The sequence below is a fragment of the Aeromonas ichthyocola genome, from assembly GCF_046087985.1.
Lineage (GTDB): Bacteria > Pseudomonadota > Gammaproteobacteria > Enterobacterales > Aeromonadaceae > Aeromonas > Aeromonas rivipollensis.
Genome location: NZ_JBJSWH010000001.1, coordinates 178972 through 201941 on the forward strand (window position 1 = coordinate 178972; position 22970 = coordinate 201941).

At 62.5% G+C, this 22970-nt stretch carries 21 protein-coding genes and 1 pseudogene; 6 read left to right on the forward strand and 16 right to left on the reverse strand.

Annotated elements, in window-relative coordinates:
* Positions 1–55: 55 nt before the first annotated feature.
* From hemH to recR, 4 genes and pseudogenes are all read right to left on the reverse strand, one after another.
* A pseudogene (gene hemH / locus ACF2JD_RS00800) lies at positions 56–1081 on the reverse strand (ferrochelatase).
* Between the two features lie 66 nt (positions 1082–1147).
* A complete protein-coding gene (gene adk / locus ACF2JD_RS00805) occupies positions 1148–1792 on the reverse strand; it encodes an adenylate kinase (protein ID WP_440986554.1) in 645 nt (214 codons plus the stop codon).
* 254 nt (positions 1793–2046) lie between these two features.
* Positions 2047–3960, reverse strand: a complete 1914-nt coding sequence (htpG, locus tag ACF2JD_RS00810; protein WP_440986555.1) for a molecular chaperone HtpG — start codon at positions 3958–3960, stop codon at positions 2047–2049.
* Between the two features lie 306 nt (positions 3961–4266).
* Positions 4267–4866: a recombination mediator RecR gene (gene recR, locus ACF2JD_RS00815; protein WP_025326665.1), complete on the reverse strand. Its 600-nt coding sequence runs from the start codon at positions 4864–4866 to the stop codon at positions 4267–4269.
* Between the two features lie 48 nt (positions 4867–4914).
* Between recR and hypF the strand changes: the two genes are divergently transcribed.
* The 5 genes from hypF to hypA all read left to right on the forward strand — a co-directional run bounded on the left by hypF (position 4915) and on the right by hypA (position 10175).
* Complete coding sequence (hypF, locus tag ACF2JD_RS00820; protein WP_440986866.1) at positions 4915–7305, forward strand: carbamoyltransferase HypF; 2391 nt, start codon at positions 4915–4917, stop codon at positions 7303–7305.
* Between the two features lie 5 nt (positions 7306–7310).
* The gene (locus tag ACF2JD_RS00825) at positions 7311–7562 is read left to right on the forward strand and encodes a HypC/HybG/HupF family hydrogenase formation chaperone (RefSeq protein ID WP_017784111.1); all 252 of its coding nucleotides are present in this window, start codon (positions 7311–7313) and stop codon (positions 7560–7562) included.
* Entirely contained in the window at positions 7556–8674 is a 1119-nt protein-coding gene (hypD, locus tag ACF2JD_RS00830; RefSeq protein ID WP_440986556.1) for a hydrogenase formation protein HypD, read from the forward strand. Before ACF2JD_RS00825 ends, hypD begins: the two co-directional genes overlap by 7 nt.
* Before the next feature lie 85 nt (positions 8675–8759).
* Positions 8760–9764, forward strand: coding sequence for a hydrogenase expression/formation protein HypE (gene hypE / locus ACF2JD_RS00835; RefSeq protein ID WP_440986557.1), 1005 nt, complete (start codon positions 8760–8762; stop codon positions 9762–9764).
* A gap of 69 nt (positions 9765–9833) precedes the next feature.
* Positions 9834–10175, forward strand: a complete 342-nt coding sequence (gene hypA / locus ACF2JD_RS00840) for a hydrogenase maturation nickel metallochaperone HypA (RefSeq protein WP_413825429.1) — start codon at positions 9834–9836, stop codon at positions 10173–10175.
* On the opposite strand, the gene ACF2JD_RS00845 is transcribed toward hypA, so the two are convergent.
* Complete coding sequence (locus ACF2JD_RS00845; protein WP_456305317.1) at positions 10153–10509, reverse strand: hypothetical protein; 357 nt, start codon at positions 10507–10509, stop codon at positions 10153–10155. The two genes, hypA and ACF2JD_RS00845, sit on opposite strands and share 23 nt — an antisense overlap.
* On the opposite strand from ACF2JD_RS00845, the gene hypB reads away from it, so the two are divergent.
* A complete protein-coding gene (hypB, locus tag ACF2JD_RS00850; protein ID WP_456305318.1) occupies positions 10399–11268 on the forward strand; it encodes a hydrogenase nickel incorporation protein HypB in 870 nt (289 codons plus the stop codon). The two genes, ACF2JD_RS00845 and hypB, sit on opposite strands and share 111 nt — an antisense overlap.
* Positions 11269–11492: 224 nt before the next feature.
* Here the strand turns inward: hypB and ACF2JD_RS00855 are convergent, their stop codons facing one another.
* The 11 genes from ACF2JD_RS00855 to hybO form a co-directional block, all read right to left on the reverse strand.
* Positions 11493–12134, reverse strand: coding sequence for an ATP-binding cassette domain-containing protein (locus ACF2JD_RS00855; protein ID WP_440986559.1), 642 nt, complete (start codon positions 12132–12134; stop codon positions 11493–11495).
* On the reverse strand, positions 12134–12922 hold the full coding sequence (locus ACF2JD_RS00860) for an ATP-binding cassette domain-containing protein (RefSeq protein ID WP_440986560.1): 789 nt from the start codon (positions 12920–12922) through the stop codon (positions 12134–12136). The genes ACF2JD_RS00855 and ACF2JD_RS00860 overlap by 1 nt, the downstream gene beginning before the upstream one ends.
* Positions 12923–13025: 103 nt before the next feature.
* Positions 13026–13838, reverse strand: coding sequence for an ABC transporter permease subunit (locus ACF2JD_RS00865; protein ID WP_440986561.1), 813 nt, complete (start codon positions 13836–13838; stop codon positions 13026–13028).
* Positions 13828–14838 carry an ABC transporter permease subunit gene (locus ACF2JD_RS00870; RefSeq protein ID WP_440986562.1) on the reverse strand — a complete coding sequence of 337 codons (1011 nt, stop codon included), beginning with the start codon at positions 14836–14838 and terminating at the stop codon, positions 13828–13830. The genes ACF2JD_RS00865 and ACF2JD_RS00870 overlap by 11 nt, the downstream gene beginning before the upstream one ends.
* Complete coding sequence (locus ACF2JD_RS00875) at positions 14823–16454, reverse strand: ABC transporter substrate-binding protein (RefSeq protein WP_440986563.1); 1632 nt, start codon at positions 16452–16454, stop codon at positions 14823–14825. Before ACF2JD_RS00875 ends, ACF2JD_RS00870 begins: the two co-directional genes overlap by 16 nt.
* Positions 16455–16557: 103 nt before the next feature.
* Positions 16558–17085: a hydrogenase-2 assembly chaperone gene (hybE, locus tag ACF2JD_RS00880; RefSeq protein ID WP_408751718.1), complete on the reverse strand. Its 528-nt coding sequence runs from the start codon at positions 17083–17085 to the stop codon at positions 16558–16560.
* Entirely contained in the window at positions 17067–17597 is a 531-nt protein-coding gene (locus ACF2JD_RS00885) for a HyaD/HybD family hydrogenase maturation endopeptidase (protein ID WP_440986564.1), read from the reverse strand. The genes hybE and ACF2JD_RS00885 overlap by 19 nt, the downstream gene beginning before the upstream one ends.
* The gene (gene hybC, locus ACF2JD_RS00890; RefSeq protein WP_440986565.1) at positions 17597–19300 is read right to left on the reverse strand and encodes a hydrogenase 2 large subunit; all 1704 of its coding nucleotides are present in this window, start codon (positions 19298–19300) and stop codon (positions 17597–17599) included. Before hybC ends, ACF2JD_RS00885 begins: the two co-directional genes overlap by 1 nt.
* Positions 19297–20484 carry a Ni/Fe-hydrogenase cytochrome b subunit gene (gene hybB / locus ACF2JD_RS00895; protein WP_139744840.1) on the reverse strand — a complete coding sequence of 396 codons (1188 nt, stop codon included), beginning with the start codon at positions 20482–20484 and terminating at the stop codon, positions 19297–19299. Before hybB ends, hybC begins: the two co-directional genes overlap by 4 nt.
* The gene (gene hybA, locus ACF2JD_RS00900) at positions 20477–21526 is read right to left on the reverse strand and encodes a hydrogenase 2 operon protein HybA (protein WP_440986566.1); all 1050 of its coding nucleotides are present in this window, start codon (positions 21524–21526) and stop codon (positions 20477–20479) included. Before hybA ends, hybB begins: the two co-directional genes overlap by 8 nt.
* A complete protein-coding gene (gene hybO, locus ACF2JD_RS00905; RefSeq protein WP_168234857.1) occupies positions 21523–22656 on the reverse strand; it encodes a hydrogenase 2 small subunit in 1134 nt (377 codons plus the stop codon). Before hybO ends, hybA begins: the two co-directional genes overlap by 4 nt.
* Positions 22657–22970 lie beyond the last annotated feature (314 nt).

Sequence of the window (22970 nt, forward strand, 5' to 3'; positions counted from 1 at the left end):
CCTTTATCGTTGAACCCGAACACCCGGCGCGCATAGTCGCGGCCGTGAAGCCCCCTCACGCCAGCTCGCGGCAGATCAGCGACACCATCATGCGGATGTGGGCCTGATCGCTGTTGAGGGCTGGTATGTAGTGGAACTGCTCTCCCCCCGCGTCCATGAAGACGGCGCGGTTCTGCACCTGGATCTCCTCCAGGGTTTCGAGGCAGTCGGCGGCAAAGGCCGGGCAGATCACATCGAGCCGCTTGATACCCGCTGCAGGCATGCCGCCGATGGTCATCGGTGTAGGGCTTCAGCCACTCCTCCTTGCCAAAGCGGGACTGGAAGCTGGCCGTCCACTGCCCTGGCCTCCAGCCCGAGCGCCTCGGCCAGCAGGGCTGGCGGTATGCGCGACACTGGTGACCATAGGGGTCCCCTTCGTGCTCGTAGCGCTCGGGAATACCGTGGAACGACATCAGCAGGTGATCACCCTGACCGTGCTGCTCCCAGTGACGGCGCACGCTCATGGCCAGCGCCTGAATGTATTCGGGGTGGGCGTGGTAATCACGAATGAGCCGCACCACCGGCAGATTGCGCTCTTGCTTCATCGCCTTGCCCCAGGCATCGAACACCGAGGCGGTGGTACTGACCGAATATTGCGGATAGAGCGGCAACAGGATCACCCGGTTGACCCCTTGGCCTTGAGCGCCTGCCAGCCCTCATCCAGCGAAGGGGAACCATAGGTCATCGCCAGCTCCACCGGCACATCGACCCCTTCCCGCTTGAGCTCCTGCTCCAGCGCAGCGCGCTGCTGCTTGCTTATCACCATCAGCGGCGAGCCCTGCTCGGTCCACACCTGCTGATAGAGCTTGGCCACTTTGGGCGAGCGGGTTGGCAAGATGATGAAGTGGAGCAGCGGGCACCAGAGGTAGCGCGGCAGGTCGACCACCCGGGGATCGTGCAGAAACTGGCTGAGAAACGCTTTGACGGCGGCGGTGGTGGGGGCGGCTGGGGTACCCAGATTGACCAGCAAGATTCCGGTTTTCGTGGTCACGTATGCTTCCTGTCGTTCTGTTGTTATGTCTGAATGCAAGAAAGGGCCCATGCTGGGCCCTTTTTATGGCATTTGCCTGATGGCCCAGGGGACTGTGACGATGGCAATGTAACGGGCTTAGCCCAGGATGGTGGCCAGCTGCTTGCTGACCTGATCCACCGGCTGGGTGCCGTCGATCTTGACGTAACGGGTGTTGCCCGCTTCCGCTTCCTTGCCGTAGAAGCCTATGAGCGGCGCTGTCTGCTGATGGTAGACATCCAGACGCTTGCGAACCGTGGTCTCTTCGTCGTCGGCACGGATCACCAGATCCTCGCCGGTCACGTCATCCTTGCCTTCCACTTTCGGCGGGTTGAACACCACGTGGTAGGTACGGCCGGAGCCGGAGTGCACGCGGCGACCGCTCATGCGCTTGACGATCTCTTCGTCCGGCACCGCGAATTCCAGCACGAAGTCCACCACCACACCGGCATCCTTCATGGCTTGCGCCTGGGGGATGGTGCGGGGGAAGCCGTCCAGCAGGAAGCCGTTGGCGCAATCCGGTTGCGCGATACGTTCTTTGACCAGGCCGATGATGATGTCGTCGGAGACGAGCTGACCTGCGTCCATCACGGCCTTGGCCTTGAGGCCCAGCTCGGTACCCGCCTTGATCGCCGCACGCAGCATGTCGCCGGTGGAGATCTGCGGAATACCGTGTTTTTCCATGATGAACTGAGCCTGGGTACCTTTGCCGGCACCCGGTGCTCCCAACAGAACAATGCGCATACACGCTCCTAATTGATTGGTTATTCAATTCTTGAGAAGGCAAAAAACTACACGTTTTCGCCCATATTAACAAGCTCGCCCCGTGTGAGTGGCCAGATTATCACCAGCCCCTGGCGCCGTCTCTGCGACCAAAGACGCAGGCCCCTGCCACGAAAAATGATTGAAAATGCAGCAGACATCCAGGGTGGACAACGCCGCCCCGGGGGCGGCGTCGGCCAAAAAAAAGCCCACTGCCTTGCAGTGGGCCAATCACATCACGCCTGGAGTAGCAGACGGTTGATACGGGAGACGAAGCTCGCCGGATCATTGAGGCCGCCCTGCTCCGCCAGCTGGGCCTGCTCGTGCAAGAGGCTGACCCACTCACCGAACAGCGCCTCGTCTTCGATGGTGTCGAGCTTCTTCACCAGCGCATGGTCGGGGTTGAGCTCCAAGATGTACTTCTGCTCCGGTACCGGCTGGCCGGCGGCGCGCATCAGCTTGATCATCTGGGTGCTCATGCCGTGGTCGTCGGTAACGATGCAAGACGGCGAGTCGGTCAGGCGGTGGGTGACACGCACCTCTTTCACCGCATCGGCCAGGCTCTGCTTGACCCGCGCCACCAGACCGGCGTTGGCTTTTTCAGCCTCCTCCTGGGCCTGCTTGGACGCCTCGTCCTCCAGCTCGCCCAAGTCCAGCTCGCCACGGGTGACGGAGACCAGCTGCTTGCCGTCGAACTCGGTGAGGTGGCTCATCAGCCACTCGTCCACCCGCTCCCACATCAGCAGCACTTCGACGCCCTTCTTGCGGAAGATCTCGAGGTGCGGGCTGTTCTTGGCCGCGGCATAGGAGTCGGCGGTGATGTAGTAAATCTTCTGCTGGCCTTCCTTCATGCGGCCAACGTAATCCTCCAGCGACACGGTCTGGGCCTCGCCCTCGCCGGCGGTGCTGGCAAAGCGCAGCAGCTTGGCGATCTCTTCGCGGTTGGCGTAATCCTCGGCCGGGCCCTCTTTGAGCACGTTGCCGAACTCGCTCCAGAACTTGGCGTACTTCTCGCTATCGTCCTTGGCCAATTTGTTCAGCATGGTCAGGACGCGCTTGGAGCAGGCCTTGCGCAGGGAGGCGGTCACCTTGTTGTCTTGCAGGATCTCGCGGCTGACGTTGAGCGGCAGATCGTTGGAGTCCAGCACCCCTTTGACGAAGCGCAGGTAGGTCGGCATAAACTGCTCGGCGTCGTCCATGATGAAGACGCGCTGCACGTAGAGCTTGAGGCCGTGCTTCTGCTCGCGGTTGTAGAGATCGAAAGGCGCGCGGGCCGGGATGTAGAGCAGGCTGGTGTACTCCTGGGCCCCTTCCACCCGGTTGTGACCCCACAAGAGCGGGTCTTCGAAGTCGTGAGCGACGTGCTTGTAGAACTCCTGATACTCCTCGTCCTTGATGTCTTTGGGGTTGCGGGTCCAGAGCGCGGTGGCACGGTTGACCTGCTCCCACTCGCCCGGGGTGCCGACTATGGTCTCGCCATCTTCTTCCCGATCCGGGGTGCCCTCCTTGAACATCTCCACCGGCACAGAGATATGGTCGGAATACTTGGCGACCACGGCGCGCAGGCGCCAGTCGTCCAGGAACTCCTCTTCATCGGCACGCAGGTGCAGGATGACGTCGGTGCCGCGACCCTCTTTGGTCACGTCAGCGACCGTGAAGGAGCCTTCCCCTTCGGATTCCCACTGTACGCCCTGGCCCGGCTCGGTGCCGGCGGCGCGGGAGATGACGGTCACCTTGTCGGCGACGATGAAGGCGGAGTAGAAGCCCACCCCGAACTGACCGATCAGCTGGGAGTCCTTGCCTTGATCACCAGAGAGGTGCTTGAAGAACTCGGCGGTACCGGACTTGGCTATGGTGCCCAGGTGCTCGATTACCTGGTCACGGGTCATGCCGATGCCGTTGTCCGAGATGGTCAGGGTCTTGTTCTCTTTGTCCACCACCAGGCGCACGCGCAGCTGGCCGTCGTTTTCGAACAAAGAGGCATCGGAAAGCGCCTTGAAGCGCAGCTTGTCCGCCGCATCGGAGGCGTTGGAGATAAGCTCGCGCAGGAATACTTCTTTGTTGGAGTAGAGGCTGTGAGCCATCAGGCTCAGCAGTTGTTTGACTTCAGTCTGAAAGCCGTGGGTTTCGGCGTGAACACTTTGGGTCATCGACCAGTCCTCAAAACGTCGGGTTGAACAGATTCCCAACCTAGATGGGGTTGGCCCACCAAATATCAAGGGGCTTGCGTGCAATCTTGAGAGCAAAGTTGCACACTGGCCCCTCGTCGCAGGCTTGACTGCCCATTTTTTGTACCATCCAGCCAAACCTGTTTATGAGCCGTCGCGAGAAGCCGTCAGCAAGGTGAAGCGCAGCGCAGGAACCGGAACGTATAGGTATACGTGAGCCCCTGGTTTCACATAAGCGAGCAGCACATGAGCCTTGATCACGGTTTCGCAGCAGGCTCATCCGCTGGTTTAGATACGCTGGCGTCCCATCAGGGAGTGGGACAGCGTAGTGCCATCCACCAGCTCCAGCTCGCCGCCCACCGGCACCCCGTGGGCGATGCGGCTCACCTCCACCCCGGCGGCGCGGGCCATGTCGGCGATATACCAGGCGGTGGCATCCCCCTCTATGGTGGGGTTGGTGGCGAGGATCAGCTCCTTGATGTGCTCATCCTTGAGGCGCCGCTCCAGGATCTCCAGCCCCAGCTCCTCGGGGCCTATGCCGTCCAGGGGCGACAGGTGGCCCATCAGCACGAAGTAGCGACCGGAGAACTGGCCAGTCTGCTCGATGGCCGCCACGTCTGCCGGGCTCTCCACCACGCAGAGCAGACCATTCTCCTCGCGCTTGGGATTGGCGCAGATCTCGCAGCGATCGTTCTCGGTGAAGGTGCGGCAGTGGCTGCAATGACCGATTTCGGTCAGCGCCCGATTGAGCAGGGAGGCGAGACGCAGGCCGCCGCTGCGCTCGCGCTCCAGCAGGGTGAACGCCATGCGCTGGGCCGACTTGGGGCCCACGCCCGGCAAGACCTGCAGCGCCTTCATCATCTCATCGAGCAGGGGACTGAATTTCATGGGGATATCCTTTAAAGCCGCGCCTAAGGGAGGAGTCGGCCCGCTTGCCTGCCGCGCCGCGAATTTCATATCGACGGCATCGTGCAGGGGGTCGGCTTTCGCCCCTTCGTCTATGGGCTGGCGCTGCGCCACGGCCTTGCCGGCTATGTGCTGAACGATGCGAGCGGCGTCACTATCGGTGCCGAGGGTTCCCCCGAGCAGCTGGCCGCCTTTGCCCGCGAACTGCGGGAATTGGCGCCGCCGCTGAGCCGTATCGATCATTTCAGCGAGCGGGTTCTGCCCCAAAACGATGACCCCGACTTCGATGGCCATTATGACGGTCAATTCCATATAAAGGCGAGTCAGCAGCAGAGCGCCGCTACGGTCGCCATCTCGCCGGATCAGGGGATGTGCGAGGCGTGCGCCCGGGACGTGGCCAACCCGAGCGATCGCCACCATCACTACCCCTTTACCAACTGCACCCACTGCGGCCCGCGCTACACCCTCATCCGCCGCCTCCCCTATGACAGACCCCACACCGCCATGGCGGGCTTTGCCATGTGCCCGCGCTGCGCGGCGGCCTATGAAAACCCGCTGGACAGACGCTACCACGCCCAGCCGGTGAGCTGCCCCGAGTGCGGACCCCACCTCAGCTGGCGCAGCGGCAAGGGTGATGCCCTGGCCGAGCGGGAGGATGCCCTGCAAATGGCCGCCCACGCCCTGCAAGCGGGGGCGCTGATTGCGGTCAAGGGGATGGGGGGTTATCACCTGATGTGCGATGCGCGCAGCGAGTCCGCCGTGGCGCGGCTTCGCCAGCTCAAGCGGCGCGAGCGCAAGCCGCTGGCGGTGATGATGGGCTCCCTTGCAGAGGCCAAATTGCATGTCACCGGCGGCGAGGCGGAGTGGACGCTGCTCGCCTCTCAGGCCAGACCCATTACCCTGCTGCGCAAACGCACCAAGGATGATCGGCTCTCAAAATCACCACAACCAGCGGCGCCGCTGGCCGAGGGGATAGCCCCCGGCATCCCCTACCTTGGGGTCATGCTCCCCTACACCCCGCTCCATCAACTGCTGCTGGACGCATGCGCCCTACCGCTGGTGGCAACCAGCGCCAATGGTCGCGGCAGCCCGATCCTCATCGAGTGCGAGGCTGTGGTCAGGGAGCTCGGCAGCGAGATTGACGGCATCCTGGATCACAACCGCCCCATACTGCACCCCTGCGACGACAGTCTGGTGCAGTGGGCGGGTGGACGCCGCCAGACGTTGCGGCTGGCCCGGGGCTATGCCCCCTGCACCCCCAGCCTGAAACTGGCGGTCAAGGTGCCGCTCTTGGCGGTCGGCGCGCAGCAGAAGAACCAGCTGGCGCTCGCCTTCGGCCGCCAGCGCATCTACAGCCCCTATATCGGCGATCTGCACAGCCTGCCGATGCAGGGCCACTTCGAGCAGACCCTGGCTACCTTCCGTGATCTCTACGATCTCAAACCCGAACTGCTGGTCTCGGACTGCCACCCGGGCTACCTCAGCCACCAGTGGGCCAAGGGCTATTGCCACCATCAGGGTGCGACCCATCTCGAGGTGCAGCACCATCACGCCCACCTGCTGGCTGTGATGGCCGAGCACGACATCACAGACCTGGTGCTGGGTTTTGCCTTTGATGGCACCGGCCTTGGGGATGATGGCACCCTCTGGGGCGGTGAGCTGCTGCTGGCCGATGTGAAGGGCTTTGCACGCGTTGCCCACCTTGCCCCCTTCAAGCTGATCGGCGGCGAGGCGGCCATCCGCGAGCCGGTGCGCCAGCTGCTGGGGCTGCTGTTTGAGTCGTATGGCGTGGAGGAGATCAGCGCCCTCGATATTCCGGCGATCAAGCGACTGCCCCTTAAGCGGATCAGCAACCTGCACCAGCTCTGGCACCTGGGCCGCAACGCCCCCTATACCAGCTCCATCGGCCGGCTGTTCGATGCCGTGGCGGCGCTGCTGGGGGTGATCGATACCCCGGATTACGAGGGCGAAGCGGGGCTTCTGCTGGAGGCAGCGGCCTTGCAGCTGCCCCCCGATGAATTGCCCTTCCCCCTCGTCTTTGGCCTGCACCAGAGCGCAGAGGGACCACTGCAGATCGAGTGGGCAGAGTTGCTCAGAACCCTTATCAGCGAGCAGAGAAAAGGCTCCTCCACCGCCAGCCTGGCCGCCGGTTTTATCCGTGCCATCAGCAATCTGGTCGTTGCTCTGGCCGAGCGCTTCCCCGGCTATCCGGTGGCGCTCGGGGGCGGCGTCTTTCAAAACCGGGTGCTGATGGACCAGCTGGTGCCCGCTCTCGAAACCGCTGGCCGGCAGGTATTGACCAGCGAAACCCTGCCGCTCAATGACGGTGGCATCGCCGCCGGTCAGCTCTGGTTTGCCATCCACCATATTGCCACGCACCAGCCTGCCACAACCGGTTGTGCCACCTTGTCGGAGTCCTGAAATCCATGTGTCTATCCATCCCCTCTCAGGTGGTGCAGCTGCACCCCGAAGATAACTGCGTCACCGTCGACACCCTGGGGGTGCAGCGGCGCGTCAGCTGCATGCTGCTCGAAGAGCCTCTCCAGGTGGGCGACTATGTGCTGCTCCATATCGGCTTTGTGATGAGCAAGATTGACGAAGAGGAGGCGCAGGCCAGCCTCGAGAGCTTCCGCCAGATGGTGGCCCTGATGCCAGAGCAGGACATCTTGCCATGCTGACCTTGAATGACCTGTTTCAGGGCTTTCGCCAGCCCGACGTCATCCGAGCCCTCGCCGCCCAGATCACCGAGCTTGCCAAATTACTCCCCGAGCCGCTGCGGGTGATGGAGGTGTGCGGCGGCCATACCCACACCATCATGAAGTACGGCCTGCCCCAGCTGCTGCCCGCCAGCATCGAGTTTGTCCACGGTCCCGGCTGCCCGGTCTGCATCATGCCCAAAGAACGCATCGATCAGGCCATCGAGCTGGCCCGCCAACCCAACGTCATTCTGGTCACCCTGGGAGACATGGTCCGGGTGCCGGGCTCCAAAGGCACGCTGGCCCAGCAGCGCGCAAAGGGGAGCGATATCCGCCCCGTCTATGACCCCCTAGACGCCCTGCGCATCGCCCGTGAGAACCCGGAGAAAACCGTGGTCTTCTTCGCCATAGGTTTCGAAACCTCCACCCCGATGACGGCCGCGCTGTTGGCAGCAGCTGAAGAACAAGGGGCCCTGAACCTGCTGTTTCATATCAACCATGTGCTGGTGCCCCCCGCCATTCACGCCGTGATGGCCGACGGGGTGGCCAAGGTGAACGCTTTTATCGGCCCCTCTCACGTCAGCGTCATCACAGGCGCCGATATCTACCTGCCCATAGTCCAGCGCTATCAGGTACCCGTGGTGGTGAGCGGTTTCGAGCCGGTGGATGTGATGGAGGCGCTGCTGATGATGGTGCGCCAGAAGGTGGAGGGTCGCTACGCGCTGGAGGTGCAGTACACCCGCGCCGTCACTGCCAGTGGCAATAAAGCCGCCCAGCGGCTGGTCGAGCGCTTTTTCGAGACTCGCGAGCATTTTCGCTGGCGAGGTCTGGGGGACATCAATGCCTCCGCCCTGCGCCTGCGGGATGCCTTTGCCAAGCGCGATGCGGAGCGTCACTTCCAGCTCAGCCAGACCCCCATCGATGACCACAAGGCGTGCCAGTGCGCCGATATTCTGCGCGGCCTGGCCAAGCCCAATCAGTGCAAAGTCTTTGGCCGGGGCTGCACCCCGACCCAGCCCATGGGCAGCTGCATGGTCAGCTCCGAGGGGGCCTGCAATGCCTACTACCGATATATGGGGATCCAGGAACAATGAGAGAAATCCAACTTAGCCACAGTGGTCGGGTGATGGGTGGAGATGAACCAGCCTGTTTCGACAATCTTGTGGAGAACCAGACCCGATGAGAGAAATTCAGTTAAGCCACGGCGGCGGCGGTGTCGAGATGAACCAGCTGATCAACCAGCTCTTCTTTCGCCACTTTGGCAACGAGATCCTGCTGCGCGGTGAAGATGCCGCCCTGCTGCCGGTGAGCGGCCCCGTCGCCTTCACCACCGACAGCTTTACCGTCTCGCCGCTCTTCTTCGAGGGGGGCGATATCGGCAAGCTGGCCATCGCCGGCACGGTCAACGATCTGGCCATGATGGGGGCCAAGCCCGAGTATCTGAGCGCCAGCTTTATCATCGAGGAGGGCTTCCCCTACGCAGATCTCGCCCGCATCGTCGAGTCGATGGCCGCAGAGCTGGCCAAGAGCGGCGCCCGCATCGTCTGCGGCGACACCAAGGTGGTGCCCAAGGGGGCGGCCGACAAGATCTTTATCAACACCAGCGGGGTCGGCACTTTCCCGCTGCCTGAACAGAGCCGGGGCATCTCGGTGCGCAACCTCAAGGCCGGTGACGCCATTCTGGTGTCGCGGGATATCGGCAGCCACGGCGCCTGCATCCTGATGGCCCGCGACGCCCTGCAACTGGGATCTGATCTGAAAAGCGACTGCACCACCCTCTGGCCACAGGTAGAAGCGCTGCTAAAAGCTGGCATTACCCCCCATGCCCTGCGCGATGCCACCCGCGGTGGCCTCGCCGCCGTGCTCAATGAGTGGAGCACCGCCTCCCAGGTGGCCATCGAGCTGGAGGAGTCCGCCATCCCGGTGTGCGATCCGGTGCGCGGCCTGTGCGAGCTCTACGGCTTCGAGCCCCATGATCTCGCCAACGAGGGGACCATGGTGCTGGCCCTGCCTGCCGAACAGGCGCAGGACGCGCTGGGCATCTTGCGGCAATTCAACCCAGCCGCCAGCCAGATCGGCGTGGTGCTGGCAAGTGATCGCCACAAGGTGATCCTGAACAACCCCTGGGGCAGCCGCCGTTATCTGGAGCTGCCGCAAGGGGAACTGCTCCCGCGGATCTGTTGATCGGCCATGCCGTTCACCCAATGACAGGGAGGAGCCACTGCTCCTTCCCATATCGGTTAAGGAGCCACCATGCACGAAATGTCTCTGGCCATGGCCGCCATCGATCTGGCGGCCGAACAGGCCACCCAGCGGGGCTTTAACAAGGTGACCGCTCTCTGGCTCGAGGTCGGCAGCTTCTCCTGCGTTGACCCGGATACCATTGCCTTCTGTTTCGAGGCGGCCGCCAAGGGCACAGTCGTCGAGGGGGCCCAACTTCACTTTCAGCACCAGGCGGCAGAGGCCTGGTGTTACGACTGCAACCAGACGGTCACCCTCACCGAGCGCGGGCAGGCCTGTCCCGAGTGTGGCGGATACAAATTACGAGTCGCGCAAGGGAACAGCCTGCGCATCACCGACATCGAGGTAAGTTGATATGTGTAGCGTATGCGGATGCGGCCAGGCGCGGATCGCCGGCCATGAAGATGAACACGACCATGCCCACCCCCACGATCATGAGCACGGCCATCATCATGCTCATGAGGCTCATCACCAACATTCCCATGAGCAGAGCGCACCGCGCACCCTGATTATTCACCACCATTATCACCATCAGGGGGATGTCCATCACCACTACCACGGTGTGCGGGCCCCCGCGGTGGCAGAGGGTCATGATCACCCTCACGAGCACCACCATGATCACCCCCACGACCATCAGCATGATCATGACCACACCCATGACTACGGCCATTCCCACGCGCATCCACATGACCACAGCCATGAGCATGAGCATGAGCATGAGCATGAGCATGAGCATGAGCATCTGCAGGCTGATCTGCACTACGGCAAAGGGGAAGCGGGATTGTCGGTCCCCGGCATGGGGCAACGCCAGCTGATCGCCATCGAGATGGATGTGCTTGCCAAGAACAACGCGCTGGCGGCCCACAACCGCGAACACTTCGACGAGGCGGCCCAGTTGGTGCTCAATCTCGTCTCTAGCCCGGGTTCAGGCAAAACCACCCTGCTGTGCGAAACCCTGCGCCAACTGGCCGACAAACGCCCCTGCGCTGTGATTGAAGGGGATCAGCAGACCAGTGCCGATGCGGATCGCATCCGTGCCACCGGCGTCCCTGCCGTGCAGATCAACACCGGCAAGGGCTGCCATCTGGATGCCAAAATGGTTCACGACGCCTGCCACCAGCTGCCTGCCAATGAAGGGGGCATCCTCTTTATCGAGAACGTGGGCAATCTGGTCTGCCCCGCCAGCTTCGATCTCGGCGAGAAGTACAAGGTGGCGATCCTCTCGGTCACCGAGGGGGAAGAGAAGCCGCTGAAATATCCCGACATGTTCGCCGCCGCCCAGCTGATGGTGATCAACAAGATCGATCTGCTGCCCCATGTCAGCTTTGACGTGGCCCGCTGCATCGAGAACGCCAAACGGGTCAATCCCTATATTCAGGTGATCCAGGTCAGCGCCACCACAGGCGAAGGAATGGATGCCTGGCTCAACTGGCTGGCTACGGCTTGAACCAGAACCGGTTAAACGCCTCTGATAACGGTAGAAAACAAGAGAGGGAGGCGATGCCTCCCTCTCTTTATCTGCGAACCTTATCAGGTGTTCTCTCTATACCGAATGGCAAGCGACTCATACTCGCGTCCCCTCACCCTGGCCCTCTCCCCAGGGAGAGGGCACCATCTGCTCCCTTCTCCCCTCGCGGGAGAAGGGTTGGGGATGAGGGGGTACGCCAGCGCTCAGGCCGCGCTGCTCACGGCAGCCGCCTGCTCGGATGGCCCCTCGCCGACACGGATCAGCCGGTGGCACACCTGGCGCAGCAGTGCCTGCTGGTGACTGAAGACAAGCATGCCAAGCCCGCGCTGCTCGCACTCAACCATCAACTCCCGCCAGATGTGGCGCTGGATTTGCGGATCCAGCTGGGCGGTCACCTCGTCGGCGACAAGCAACCGGGTGCGGGGATCGAGGGCACGCAGCAGCGCGATGCGGGCCAGCTCGCCACCGGAGAGCTGACCGGGTTTACGACCAAGCCACTCGGGCTTGACCATAAAACGGGCCAGCATGGCCTCGTCCGGGCGCCACACGTCCCAGAGCGCCTGCCCTGTGGTGCGATAGGGATTGAAGGTCAGTTCCGGGTGCTGGGGCACCAGCTGGATGGGGTTGTAGCCTTTCACTGGCTTAGGTAAAGGCTGCCCATCCAGCACTATTTCCCCGCTTCCCCGAACTGGTTGCCAACCCGCCAATACCCGCCCCAGCGTGGTTTTGCCATAACCGCTTGGGGCAAAGATGCCGAGCCGTTCGCCCGCTTTGACGGCCAGTGATAGCCCCTGCCAGAGAGGGCGTTCCCCCTGGGCGATGGTGAGATTTCGTACTTCCAACATTATGAAACCTCCGGCACCGAGAAAAGCGCGTTGAACTCCGGCAGCGCCTGCCAGTGGGCACGGAGCATCTCGCTCCCCTGCCCCTGGCGCAGATGGTGACAGCTCAGGGTATCGCTCACCTGCCCCTGATGCAGCGCGACTATGCGATCGGCAAACCGAGCCGCCAGCGCCAGATCGTGAGTGACCCAGAGAATACCACTGCCCTGATTGGCCAATTCGCGCAATTGGCCGAGCAGCAGGCAGGCCAGCCCCTCGTCGAGCCAGGCGGTGATCTCATCCGCCAGAATGTAGCGGGCACCGCCGAGCGCCGCAGTGCAGGCCAGAATGCGCTTGGCCATGCCGCCGGAGAGCTGGCGCGGATAGCGCTCCAGGGTGGCAGCGGGCAACTGGTAGCGCTGCAGTTGTTCGCCGAGCCGCTCGCGGGAACCGTTCTGGCCACAGAGACGCGCCGCCCGGCCCAGCTGGCGCTCCACCGTCAGTAGTGGATTGAGGGCGCTCACCCCCTGCGGCACATAGCAGAGGGTATGGCCGCGCAGACGGGCACGGCTGGCGTCGCACAGGGGCACGCCATCAAGGGAGATGGTGCCACGCATCCGCAGGTTGTCCGGCAGCAGGGTCAGGGCACTTTGCAGCAGCAGGCTCTTGCCCTCGCCGCTTCCCCCCACCAGCGCCACTATCTCCCCCGGTGCCAGTTGCAGGCTGATATCGGTCAGCAATGGCTGCCAGCTGCGCCGTCCCAGCCAGGAGTAGTGGGCCGCCTCTATGGTCACCTGGTCAAAACTCAACATGGTTCACTCCTTTGCCACAGCAACTGTTTCAGGGCGCGCGAGTAACCTGATCGAACAGCAGCGCCAGCCAGACTGTGCTGACGCCAGATGGCGGTTTCAAATATCAGCATGGTTCACCCCTAAACCAGAGCTGATGCAGGGCCCGGGTAGCCTGATCAAACAGTAAAACCAACGTCAGCAGCATCAGGCCGGGGAAGAGGGCCAGCCACCAGCCGCCACCGGCCAGATAACGCAAGGCATCGGCCAGCAGCAGGCCAAGGGAGGCCTCATGGGCCGCCAGACCAAAGCCGAGAAAGCTCAAGGCGGCGCTGTGCAGCACCGCATGGGGAAACATCAGCAGGGTGCCGATAAACCACTGGGGCAACAGCCCCGGCAGCAGGTGGGTGCGCCAGCGACGCAGCGCCCCCATCCCCTGACAACGGGCCAGCACCACATAGTCGCTGCAGGCGATCCGCCGCGCTTCTGCGCAAAGGATCAGCGCCAGCTTGGGCCAGTGGGTCAGCGCCACCGCCAGGATCACCCCGCGCATGCCGCCCCCCAGGGTAAAGCAGATCAGGATCAGCAGCAGCATATGGGGCAGCGCCAGCATGGCGTCGATCACGAGGCGCACCGCCACATCGCATCTGGGATGAATGAGCGACACGCTGGCCGCCACCATGGCCAGCAGGCCGCTGCACAGGGCCGTGCTGATCCCCAGCTCAAGACTGGTGAGGGTACCCTGAAAGGCGCGCAACCAGAGATCCCGCCCCATCTGATCGGTCCCGAACCAGTGCGCCAGCGAGGGGGGCTGCTGGCGAGCCAGCAGATCCATGGGCACATCTTGATGAGATAGGCTCCAGCCGTAGGCGGCCAGCAGCGCCAATCCGAGCAGGGCAAAACCCAGCCGCAGTATGGAGGGGAGCGGATTAAACAGCATGCTCACCCTCCCAACCCCGATTGATACGGGCCAGCAGCAAACTAGCCACCGTGTTGCCAATAAAAACCAGCAGGGTGCAAAAAAGCACTATGCCCATCAGCAAGGGGATATCCCCTCGCAGCCCCGCATCCACGGTGGCCTGCCCGAGCCCCGGATAAGAGAAAACTTTCTCCGCCAACAGCGACCCGCCAATCAGCTCACCGAGGGAGGCAAACTGTAGGCAGATCGCCGGGGTCAGAGCATGGCGCAGCACATGAAAACGCAGCATGGGCCAGCCGCCATCCCCCTGAGCGCGGGCGTAGCGAATAAAGTCGCTCTCCAGCACCTCGGCCACTCGCCCCCGGGTATGCAGGGCAATGTTGCCCACCCCGAGTAGCGCCAGCGTGGTCACCGGCAGCAGCAGATGACGCAATCGCATCAACCAGTCCGCCTCATCGGCAGAGAGGCCCGGCGTCCAGGCGCAGCAGACCGGCAGTAACGGCCAGTGCACCGCAAACAGGGCGAGCAGCAACAGGCCGACCCAGAAGGTGGGCAGGGAGGCGAGCAGGTAGGCAAAACGGCAAATCAGGCGATCGGGCCAGCGGTTGAGATAGCGACCAGCGCAGAGCCCCAGCAAGATGCCGAAAAAGCCGGAGAGCAGCCAAGCGCCCGCCAGCAGCAGGAAGGAGGCAGCAAAGCGCTGGCCTATGACTTCACCCACAGGCGCGTTATAGAGCATGGAGTAGCCGAGATCCCCCCGGAGTACCTGACCGAACCAGTGCCAATAGCGCAGCCAGAGCGGCTGATCCAGCCCCCAGCGAGCGGCGATGCGGGCGTACTGCTCGGGCGGCACATGGAGCAGATCGTTGCCGATATAGGCCTTGATGGGATCGATGGGGGAGTAGCTCAGCAGCACAAAGGTGGCGACAGAGACCAGACATAACAGCCCTGCCAGACGCAGCAGGGCTTTTAGCAACAGATAACCTGAATGACTCAAGGGCGAACTTAACGGCACGTCCACCGCCAGTCAGAGAGGTTGTTGAGCAAAGACCAGCTACCGTGGATCTCTGGCGCCCCCTTGCCAAGGTCGATGCAGCGGTTGGCGAGATAAGTGTGCTGCACGTTGAGCAGCCAGGCCCAGGCGGCATCCCCCTGCACCCCGGCGCCGCTCTTGCCATCCCACTCCACCTGCTGCCAGAACGGCACGGCCGCCTGCCAGTTAGGAGCATCCAGCGCCTGCTTGAGGTGGCCATCCACCACAGGGTTGCTGTAGTAGCCAGGGTTGTAGAACTCCACGCCGCCGGAACCGCTCTGGTAGTGGTGATAGAGCTCCATGGGGTCCAGACTCCCCCACCCCATCAACACCGGATTGGCGTGCATCTCGCGCTCCACCTGCTCCCAGCTGCCTGATTTGAGGCTCACTTCGAGCCCGATGGGTTTGAGCATGGCGCGCACCGCTTCCGCCAGATCCCGGCGGGTGCTGTCACCGCTGGTGTACCAGAGGGTAAAGGCGGCTCGCAGGGAGCCCTTGTGGCGAATGCCATCGCTGCCCATCTTCCAGCCCGCCTCGTCGAGCAGGGCGTTGGCATGGGCGGCATCCCCATCCTTGAAGGCTGTCGATTTACCCTGCCAGGGCAGCCCCTCCACCGCGCTGTAGGCGGGAATGGCGTGCCCTTCCAGCAGTTGATCGGCCAGCAGCTGGCGGTCGATGGCGTAGTTGATGGCGCGGCGCACCGCCACATCCGCGGTCACGTCGTTGCCGATGGGATAACCCTTGGCATCCTTGCCGCCCGCAGGCGGGATCGGGAAGACGATGCCGCGGTTCTCCACGCTCGGCCGCACCCAGAGCCGCAGCGAATCCGGCACTGTGGGCGCCAGCGACGGGGGGATGCGCACCAGATCGAGCTGGCTGCTCTGGGCGGCGGCATAGGCGCTCTCCTCATCGATAAAGACAAACACCAGCCGTTTGAAATCATTGTTGCCACCGGCGTAATAGGGGTTCGCTTCCACCACCAGTTGCTGACCGGGCAGGAAGCTCACCAGCCGATAAGGGCCGGCACCGACAGGCTTTTGGGCATACGCCTTGGCGTCGTAATCCCGCTTTGACACTATCCCCAAGGAGCCCAGCACGTTGACGAAGGTGCTCTGGGGGGCGCTCAAGACGATGGCGACCTCGGTGGGCGACACCACTACAGCCTTCACGAAATTGCCCATATCGATCTTGCCGCCGCCCTTGGCTGCGCTGTTGTAGGTAAAAGCCACATCTTCGGCGGTGAGCGACGCGCCGTTGGAGAATTTCAGGCCGGGCTTGAGGCGGATAAGCCACCCCTTGCCATCCTGGTTCGGGGTCACAGATTCGGTGAGCAGATCCTGCCAGCCGAGATCCGCACTATCGCCAGCAATCTGCTTGAGCAGCGGGCTGTGCAGCAGCAGATGGCTGCCGTGACTCCAGCCAAGCAGGGGGTCGAACCCTTCGGTGGGCTCACTGCCGATGGCAAGCTTGAGCTCGGTGGGCACAGGTTGGGCGGCCTGCACCGAATGAGACATGCCCGAGAGCAGGGCCAGCAGCAGGGTGGCGACCACAGGGGCGCCGCCATAAGGGCGAACCTGGCTGCGGGCATGACGGGGGATGGTCATAAGACTCCTTATCCATCTGAGCCAACCGACGCAGGGCGCCGGGCGACACATCGAACGAGGGGGCCGACAGGGGCCCCCGATATATGGCGGATGCTCCCTGAAACTAGGACTCGGTAGCGCCTAGCCCCTGGCTGAGGCGGGCTCCAAACAGCCGTCTGCGACCCAGATCCACGTCACCGCCTTGCTGCACCGGCAAGGAGTGCAGCATCTTGAGGGTGCTGCTCACCAGAGTGCGCCCCTGCTCGGCACCGAGGTGCGGATCGAGCGGCGACATCAGAGAGCAGGCCAGCAGCTGCCCCGTCTCGGGCAGCTCACCCACCATAAAGGTCATATTGCCGCAGGGGAGCTGCAGGGCGAGCCGATCGCTGCTGCTGCGCACCGGCCAACGTTGATCCGGCCCCGGCAGCACCACCAGGCTCAGCATCCAGGGGGTGAGTACGCAGCCGAGCCACTGCCCCTCAAACAGCACACACTCCACCACGATTGGCATGGTGGCGTGATAGAAGGGCAGCCCTTGCATCTGTTCCCGGGCAATTCGCTCATACTGGGCCACCAGCAGGGGCGCGGGATTAGTGGCAAAACCCGAAAACTCCTGTACGGCATCAAACTCGCTTAAATGGGACTGCGCCATAGGCCCTCCTGCTGCTGTTTTGCCTTTTCCTGTTCAGAAAGCGCAATGGCGGGGGCGCCGACGCTGGCCAGCAGGGTCAAGATCCTATCCGTCGCCTCCCCCATGGCCGCCGCCACTAGCGGGGTGAGACCGATGCGAGGTTCGAGGGATTCAGGCTCTATGCCGATCAGGGTGAGCCGCTTGGGGGATTCCCCCGTCATATGCAGCGCCGAGAGCACGTCTGCCAATCCCAGCTGGTGCGGGGAGAGCTTGCGGCCAAACAGGGTCGGGATCTCCTCGCCCTGCAGGGTCACCACAGTGCCCGGCGGGTTACCGCTTCGCACTGCGTCCGCCAGTATGATGTGGTCACGACTGGCCATGGCTTCGAGCAGCTCCATGCCGGCGGTGCCGCCGTCCAGCAGCTCTATGCCGGGAGCGAAACGGTATTCGCGCCCCAGCGCCTCGACGATACGCACGCCGACGGCTTCATCGCTCAAGAGCAGGTTGCCCACTCCCAGGATCAGGGTGTTCATCACAGCACCTTCACCTGAGTCGTTTCGCCATTTTGGGTATCCACCACGTGCACCGCGCAGGACATGCAGGGGTCGAACGAGTGGATGGTGCGCACCACCTCCAGCGGCTTGGCGGGATCCGCCACCGGGGTGCCCACCAGCGCCTGCTCGTAGGGGCCGGGTTCGTCGTTGAAGTTGCGCGGGCCCGAGTTCCAGGTCGATGGAACCACTGCCTGATAGTTGGCGATCTTGCCCTCCTTGATGACTACCCAGTGGGAGAGCATGCCCCGCGGCGCCTCTTCAAAGCCCACCCCGCGAAACTCTTTATCCGCCGGGATCTCGGCCTTGATGTAGGCGGTGAAGTCCCCCTTGCCGATGTTGTCGATGAGCGCCTGCCACTGGTGCGCCAGGGTGTCTTTCAGCACGCAGCAACGCACCGCGCGGCCAATGATGCGGCCCAGGGTGGAGTGCAGCTGTTCAGTCTTGATGGCCGAACCGGTCAGCGCCTTGTAGATGCCGTTCAGCTGATCGAAATGGGTCACAGTGCCAGGGTGCTTGGCGGCGAGCTTCACCAGCAAGTCTGCGAGCGGCCCCACTTCCACCACCTTGCCGTAGAAGGTGGGGGATTTGACCCAGGAGTACTTACCGTCATCCTGCCAGCCGGTGTAGTTGGGCTCGGTTTTGCCCTCCCACGGCTTGAGCGGCTCGTCATCCTTGTACCAGGCGTGCTTGTTGCTCTCGGCGATGCCATCCATCAGCCAGGCATCCTGATGGCTCTCTATGGGGCGGTAATTCGCCAGATCGCCATTCTCGATATAGCCGCCCGGCATCAGGAAGCTGCCGCCGTCGGCGTCGGTGGGGAGCTCGGGCACGCTCAGGTAGTGCTTGGCCCCCTGCCCCAGTGCCAGCCACTCGGGATAGTGCGCGGCTATGATGGCGGCATCCACCTTGTAGACCTGCTCGATAAACTCGCCGAGCCGGTCGATAAAGCTCTTCACATAGAGCAGCCGCTCGAGGTTGAGCACGCTCGGCGCATCCAGGTTGATGGGGTTGGCCACGCCGCCCACCGCCAGGTTCTGAATGTGCGGGCTCTTGCCCCCCAGGATGGCGACGATGCGGTTGGCATCGCGCTGGCACTCCAGCGCCTGCAGATAGTGGGCCACGGCGATAAGGTTCACCTCCGGGCTCAGCTTCATCTCCTTATGACCCCAGTAGCCGTTGGCAAAGATGCCGAGCTGGCCGCTCGCCACCAGCGCGCGGATCTTCTCCTGCACCTTGGCGAGCTCCTCGGCGCTGTTGAGGGACCAGGTAGAGACCCCCTTGAGGATGTCCGCCGCCTTCTGCGGATTGGCTTCAAGGGCCGCCGTGATGTCCACCCAGTCCAGCGCCGAGAGCTGGTAGAAGTGGACTATGTGATCGTGAATGTTGTGGGCCGCGATGATGAGGTTGCGGATAAATTGAGCGTTGACCGGTACCTTGGCGCCGATGGCGTTCTCCACCGCCCGCACCGAGGCGATGGCATGGATCGAGGTGCAGACCCCGCAGATGCGCTGCACTATCATCCAGGCATCGCGCGGGTCGTTGCCCTTGACGATCTCCTCCATCCCGCGCCACATGGTGCCGGACGACCAGGCTTTGGTCACTTTGCCGCCTTCGATTTCGCAGTCGATACGCAGGTGCCCCTCAATGCGGGTGATGGGGTCTATGGTGATACGTTGGCTCATACGTTGGCTTTCCCTCGGGCCTGATAATCTTGGTGAACACGTTCAAGTGATGGCAGTACCGGCAGCAGCCGGATCAACAGCAAATAGGCACACACCTCGATGGCGACGAAGCCCAGGGAGATCAGTACCTCCTCCGCAGAGGGGAAGTAGTGGTAGCCATTGCCGGGGTTGAAGGCGAGCAGGGAGTAATCCAGTCGCCAGAGGGCTGCGCCCAGCAGCATGCTGAGGGCCCCCAGGAACAACATGCGCGAGTCGCGGCGGCTCTTGTCCCAGTGGAACACCAGCAGCGGGAATATCATCAGGGCGATCTCGCTCCAGAACATCAAGGCGTAGCGATTCCACTCGGAGAGGTACTCCGACTTGTCGTTGATGACGATCTCGGCAAAGCGCAGCGCCACAAACAGGATCAGGAAGATGTCGATCACCTGGGTCAGCTTGTAGAAGAGTGACTTCTCGTTGGGCCCACGCCCCGCCAGCCCCGCCTGCACCAAAGAGCCCTCGAACACTACGATGGAGAAGCCCATGATGAAGGCGGTGAGCAAGGAGAAGACCGGCAGCAACTCGTAGCTTTGCCAGAGCGGATGTATCTTCTCCCCCGCGACTATCATCAAGGAGCCCATGGAGGATTGGTGCATGGTGGGCAGCAGGGCCCCCAGCGCCAACACGAAGAACATGATCTTGTTGAGGCGAATGAGTGACGCCTTCCAGCCGAACTTCTCCAGCAGCACGGGCGCGAACTCCAGCGCCATGACTCCGATATAGATGGTCATGCAGACCGCCGTCTCGAACAGTACCGAGGAGGTGTTGAAGTGACCGGGCAGGTAGAAGTACGGCAGGTTCCAGTAACGCCCGACGTCTATGGTGATGGAGAGACCACCGAGCGAGTAGCCGAACAGGCTCGCCAACAGGGCCGGTCGCACCAAAGGGTGATACTCACCCCGGTTAAACACATAGACAGCCCAGGCCAGTGCCCAGCCGCCACAGGCAAAGCCGGTGCCTATCAGCAGGTCAAACGAGATCCAGAGCCCCCAGGGATAACCCCCGTTGAGATCGGTGACCGAGCCCAGCCCGAAGAAGAGACGCTTGAGAATAAGCATGCCGCACAACACGGCGAAGGGGGCCAGCACAAGCACGGGCCAGCTGACCAGCTTGCCGCCCAGCGGATGCGCCTTGTGATTACTCATGATCCTTGCCTCCCTTTGCCGAGCCCTGATCCTGGTGACTGTCAGGCCCATGGCCCTCGTCATCATGGTGATCGTGGCCATTCTTCTTGCTGTTGCGGCGAATGAGCACCGAGAGCCCGGTCAGCACCACCATGGGTAGCACCATCCCCTTGTAGAGGGTGTGCTGGATATGCTCCGAGCGGGCACCGGAGGAGAGCTCCGGCAAGTCCGGCATGTCGAGCCTGGTGTAGGGCACCCCGGCCAGCACCAGCACCTGGGTGCCGCCCCCCTCCTTCTCGCCATAGACGTAAGGCTGGTAGCTCGGCACCTCATGCAGATAAGGGTCGTTGGCGGAGAGGGTCTGGCGGGGATAGGCGTATTCACTGCCCGGGCTCGCCAGCAGGCGGCGTTTGGCCTCGGCCATCAGATCCTCGCGGGTACCGAAGATCACGGCGCCGGTCGGGCACACCTCGACACAGCCGGGCAATTTGCCCTGATCAATCCGTTCAAGCCCCTTCTGGTTGCAGAGCTCGCACTTGTGGATGGCCCCAAGCGGATTGTCGTAGTCATATTTGGGCACATCGAAGGGGCAACCCACCATGCAGTAGCGGCAGCCGGTGCAGACGTCCGGGTCGTAGTGAACGATGCCGGTCTTGGGATCCTTGCGTAGAGCCTGCACCGGACAGACGGAAACGCAATTGGGATCGACACAGTGCATGCACTGCTTCTTGATGTAGGCATAGCCATCCACCAGCTGATCCTTGTGCTCGCCGCTGCCGCTCTTCCACACCTGAATGATGTTGTTGGTGTAGGGGGTCAGCTTGTCGTTGGTGGACCAGGTCTGTGCTCCCTCCGGATTGGCCGGGTTGCCATTCAAACGCTGGCACTCCGCCACACAGGCCTGACAGCCTACGCAGAGGGTGGAGTCGTAGAGCATGCCGAGCGACCCGGGAATGGGCGGCTTGTTCTTGGCTGCCGCCAGTGCGGTGCCGGGGACGGCTGTGCCCGCCGCCAATGCACCGACGGAGGCGAATTTGAGGAAGTTGCGTCTGTTCACGGTCATTCCTCCCGTGATGGGTGCTGCCCGGCTTCGTGGCGCTTCTGCTGGCGACCGAGTTCACGCACCGTCATCAGACTCACCCCTACCAGCACCCCGAGGGCGCCACCGATAAGGCCAGTCGCGGTGGGCGAGGTATAGCCCCCCTCCTGGATCTTCACATCGGGTTTATCCACCCGCGGGGTCGGGTTCTCCACCTTGGCGAGCTGGAATATCCCCTTGCTAAAACCGACCCCTTGCTCGTTGCAGCCATAACAGGGGTGGCCGATACCGACCGGCCAGATGCCGCCGCCCACGTCGCAGAACTCCAGGGTCGAGCAGTTGCCATAGGTCTCCGGTCCTTTACAGCCCAGATGGTAGAGGCACCAGCCCTGACGGTGGCCTTCGTCACCGAACTCCTTGGCAAAGCGGCCTGCGTCGAAGTGCGGACGACGCTCGCAGTTCTCATGGATCAGGCGCTCATAGGCAAACAGCGGACGCTTCTTGCTGTCCAGCGCCGGCAGCTTGCCGTAGGTGATGTAGTAGGTGACTGTGGTGAGGAAGTTGTGGGGATTGGGCGGGCAACCCGGGATATTGATGATGGGGGTGCCGATATTGCCGAGGGCCTCCTCCAGACTGACGGCGCCGGTCGGGTTGCCACCACTGGCGGGCACGCCGCCCCAGGCGGAGCAGGAGCCGATGGCGATGACCGCAGCCGCATCGGCGGCCGCACGGCGAATATGGTCGACGATGGGCTCACCGGCCACCATGCAGTAGACACCGCCATCCTTGAGGGGAATGGAGCCATCCACCACCAGCACATACTTGCCTTTATAGCGCTTGATGGCGTTGTGCTTGTTCTCTTCCGCCTGATGACCAAAGGCCGCCGAGAGCACCTCGTGGTACTCCAGCGAGATGGTGTTGAGGATCAGGTTTTCTATGGTGGGGTGGGTCGCGCGCAGCAGTGACTCGGTGCAACCGGTACACTCCTGCGCCCCAATCCAGATCACCGGCGGCCGCTCGGGGCTGGTGAGCGCCGTGGCCATCTTGGCCACGGCATTCTGGCTTAATCCCAGGGTTGCGGCCATCCCGGCGCACAATTTCATAAAGTCACGGCGATTAATTCCATGAGCCGATAAAAATGTATCCTCGACCATTCTTTTTATTCCCGTCAGTGAGCATTGTTTGACAAATGCTTAATGGCGGGAATGCTATGCCTCCCCCTCGCTCTGTATGTTGATCTTTATCAAGTCGAAGGGTATTAGTCGCCGATAAAACTCATCGCCACAAAACAAAAAATTCATATGCAGCGATAGGTTACCGAAAACCATTCTCAACTACAAAATACCCATTAGGGGTTATTTTTGGGAGGGGGTGTATTAAATACTTATAAACTTCACTTATTTCGAGCATCGTATATTCGAAAATGAAAGCGTTGTCACAGAAACATTTTCTCGTGGCTGATATCGGA

Coding starts and splice junctions, on each gene's coding strand:
- adk (WP_440986554.1), bottom strand. CDS start 1,792: ATGCGCATTGTTCTGTTGGGAGCACCGGGTGCCGGCAAAGGTACCCAG.
- htpG (WP_440986555.1), bottom strand. CDS start 3,960: ATGACCCAAAGTGTTCACGCCGAAACCCACGGCTTTCAGACTGAAGTC.
- recR (WP_025326665.1), bottom strand. CDS start 4,866: ATGAAATTCAGTCCCCTGCTCGATGAGATGATGAAGGCGCTGCAGGTC.
- ACF2JD_RS00825 (WP_017784111.1), top strand. CDS start 7,311: ATGTGTCTATCCATCCCCTCTCAGGTGGTGCAGCTGCACCCCGAAGAT.
- hypD (WP_440986556.1), top strand. CDS start 7,556: ATGCTGACCTTGAATGACCTGTTTCAGGGCTTTCGCCAGCCCGACGTC.
- hypE (WP_440986557.1), top strand. CDS start 8,760: ATGAGAGAAATTCAGTTAAGCCACGGCGGCGGCGGTGTCGAGATGAAC.
- hypA (WP_413825429.1), top strand. CDS start 9,834: ATGCACGAAATGTCTCTGGCCATGGCCGCCATCGATCTGGCGGCCGAA.
- ACF2JD_RS00845 (WP_456305317.1), bottom strand. CDS start 10,509: ATGTGGATGCGCGTGGGAATGGCCGTAGTCATGGGTGTGGTCATGATC.
- ACF2JD_RS00855 (WP_440986559.1), bottom strand. CDS start 12,134: ATGTTGGAAGTACGAAATCTCACCATCGCCCAGGGGGAACGCCCTCTC.
- ACF2JD_RS00860 (WP_440986560.1), bottom strand. CDS start 12,922: ATGTTGAGTTTTGACCAGGTGACCATAGAGGCGGCCCACTACTCCTGG.
- ACF2JD_RS00865 (WP_440986561.1), bottom strand. CDS start 13,838: ATGCTGTTTAATCCGCTCCCCTCCATACTGCGGCTGGGTTTTGCCCTG.
- ACF2JD_RS00875 (WP_440986563.1), bottom strand. CDS start 16,454: ATGACCATCCCCCGTCATGCCCGCAGCCAGGTTCGCCCTTATGGCGGC.
- hybE (WP_408751718.1), bottom strand. CDS start 17,085: ATGGCGCAGTCCCATTTAAGCGAGTTTGATGCCGTACAGGAGTTTTCG.
- ACF2JD_RS00885 (WP_440986564.1), bottom strand. CDS start 17,597: ATGAACACCCTGATCCTGGGAGTGGGCAACCTGCTCTTGAGCGATGAA.
- hybC (WP_440986565.1), bottom strand. CDS start 19,300: ATGAGCCAACGTATCACCATAGACCCCATCACCCGCATTGAGGGGCAC.
- hybB (WP_139744840.1), bottom strand. CDS start 20,484: ATGAGTAATCACAAGGCGCATCCGCTGGGCGGCAAGCTGGTCAGCTGG.
- hybA (WP_440986566.1), bottom strand. CDS start 21,526: ATGACCGTGAACAGACGCAACTTCCTCAAATTCGCCTCCGTCGGTGCA.
- hybO (WP_168234857.1), bottom strand. CDS start 22,656: ATGGTCGAGGATACATTTTTATCGGCTCATGGAATTAATCGCCGTGAC.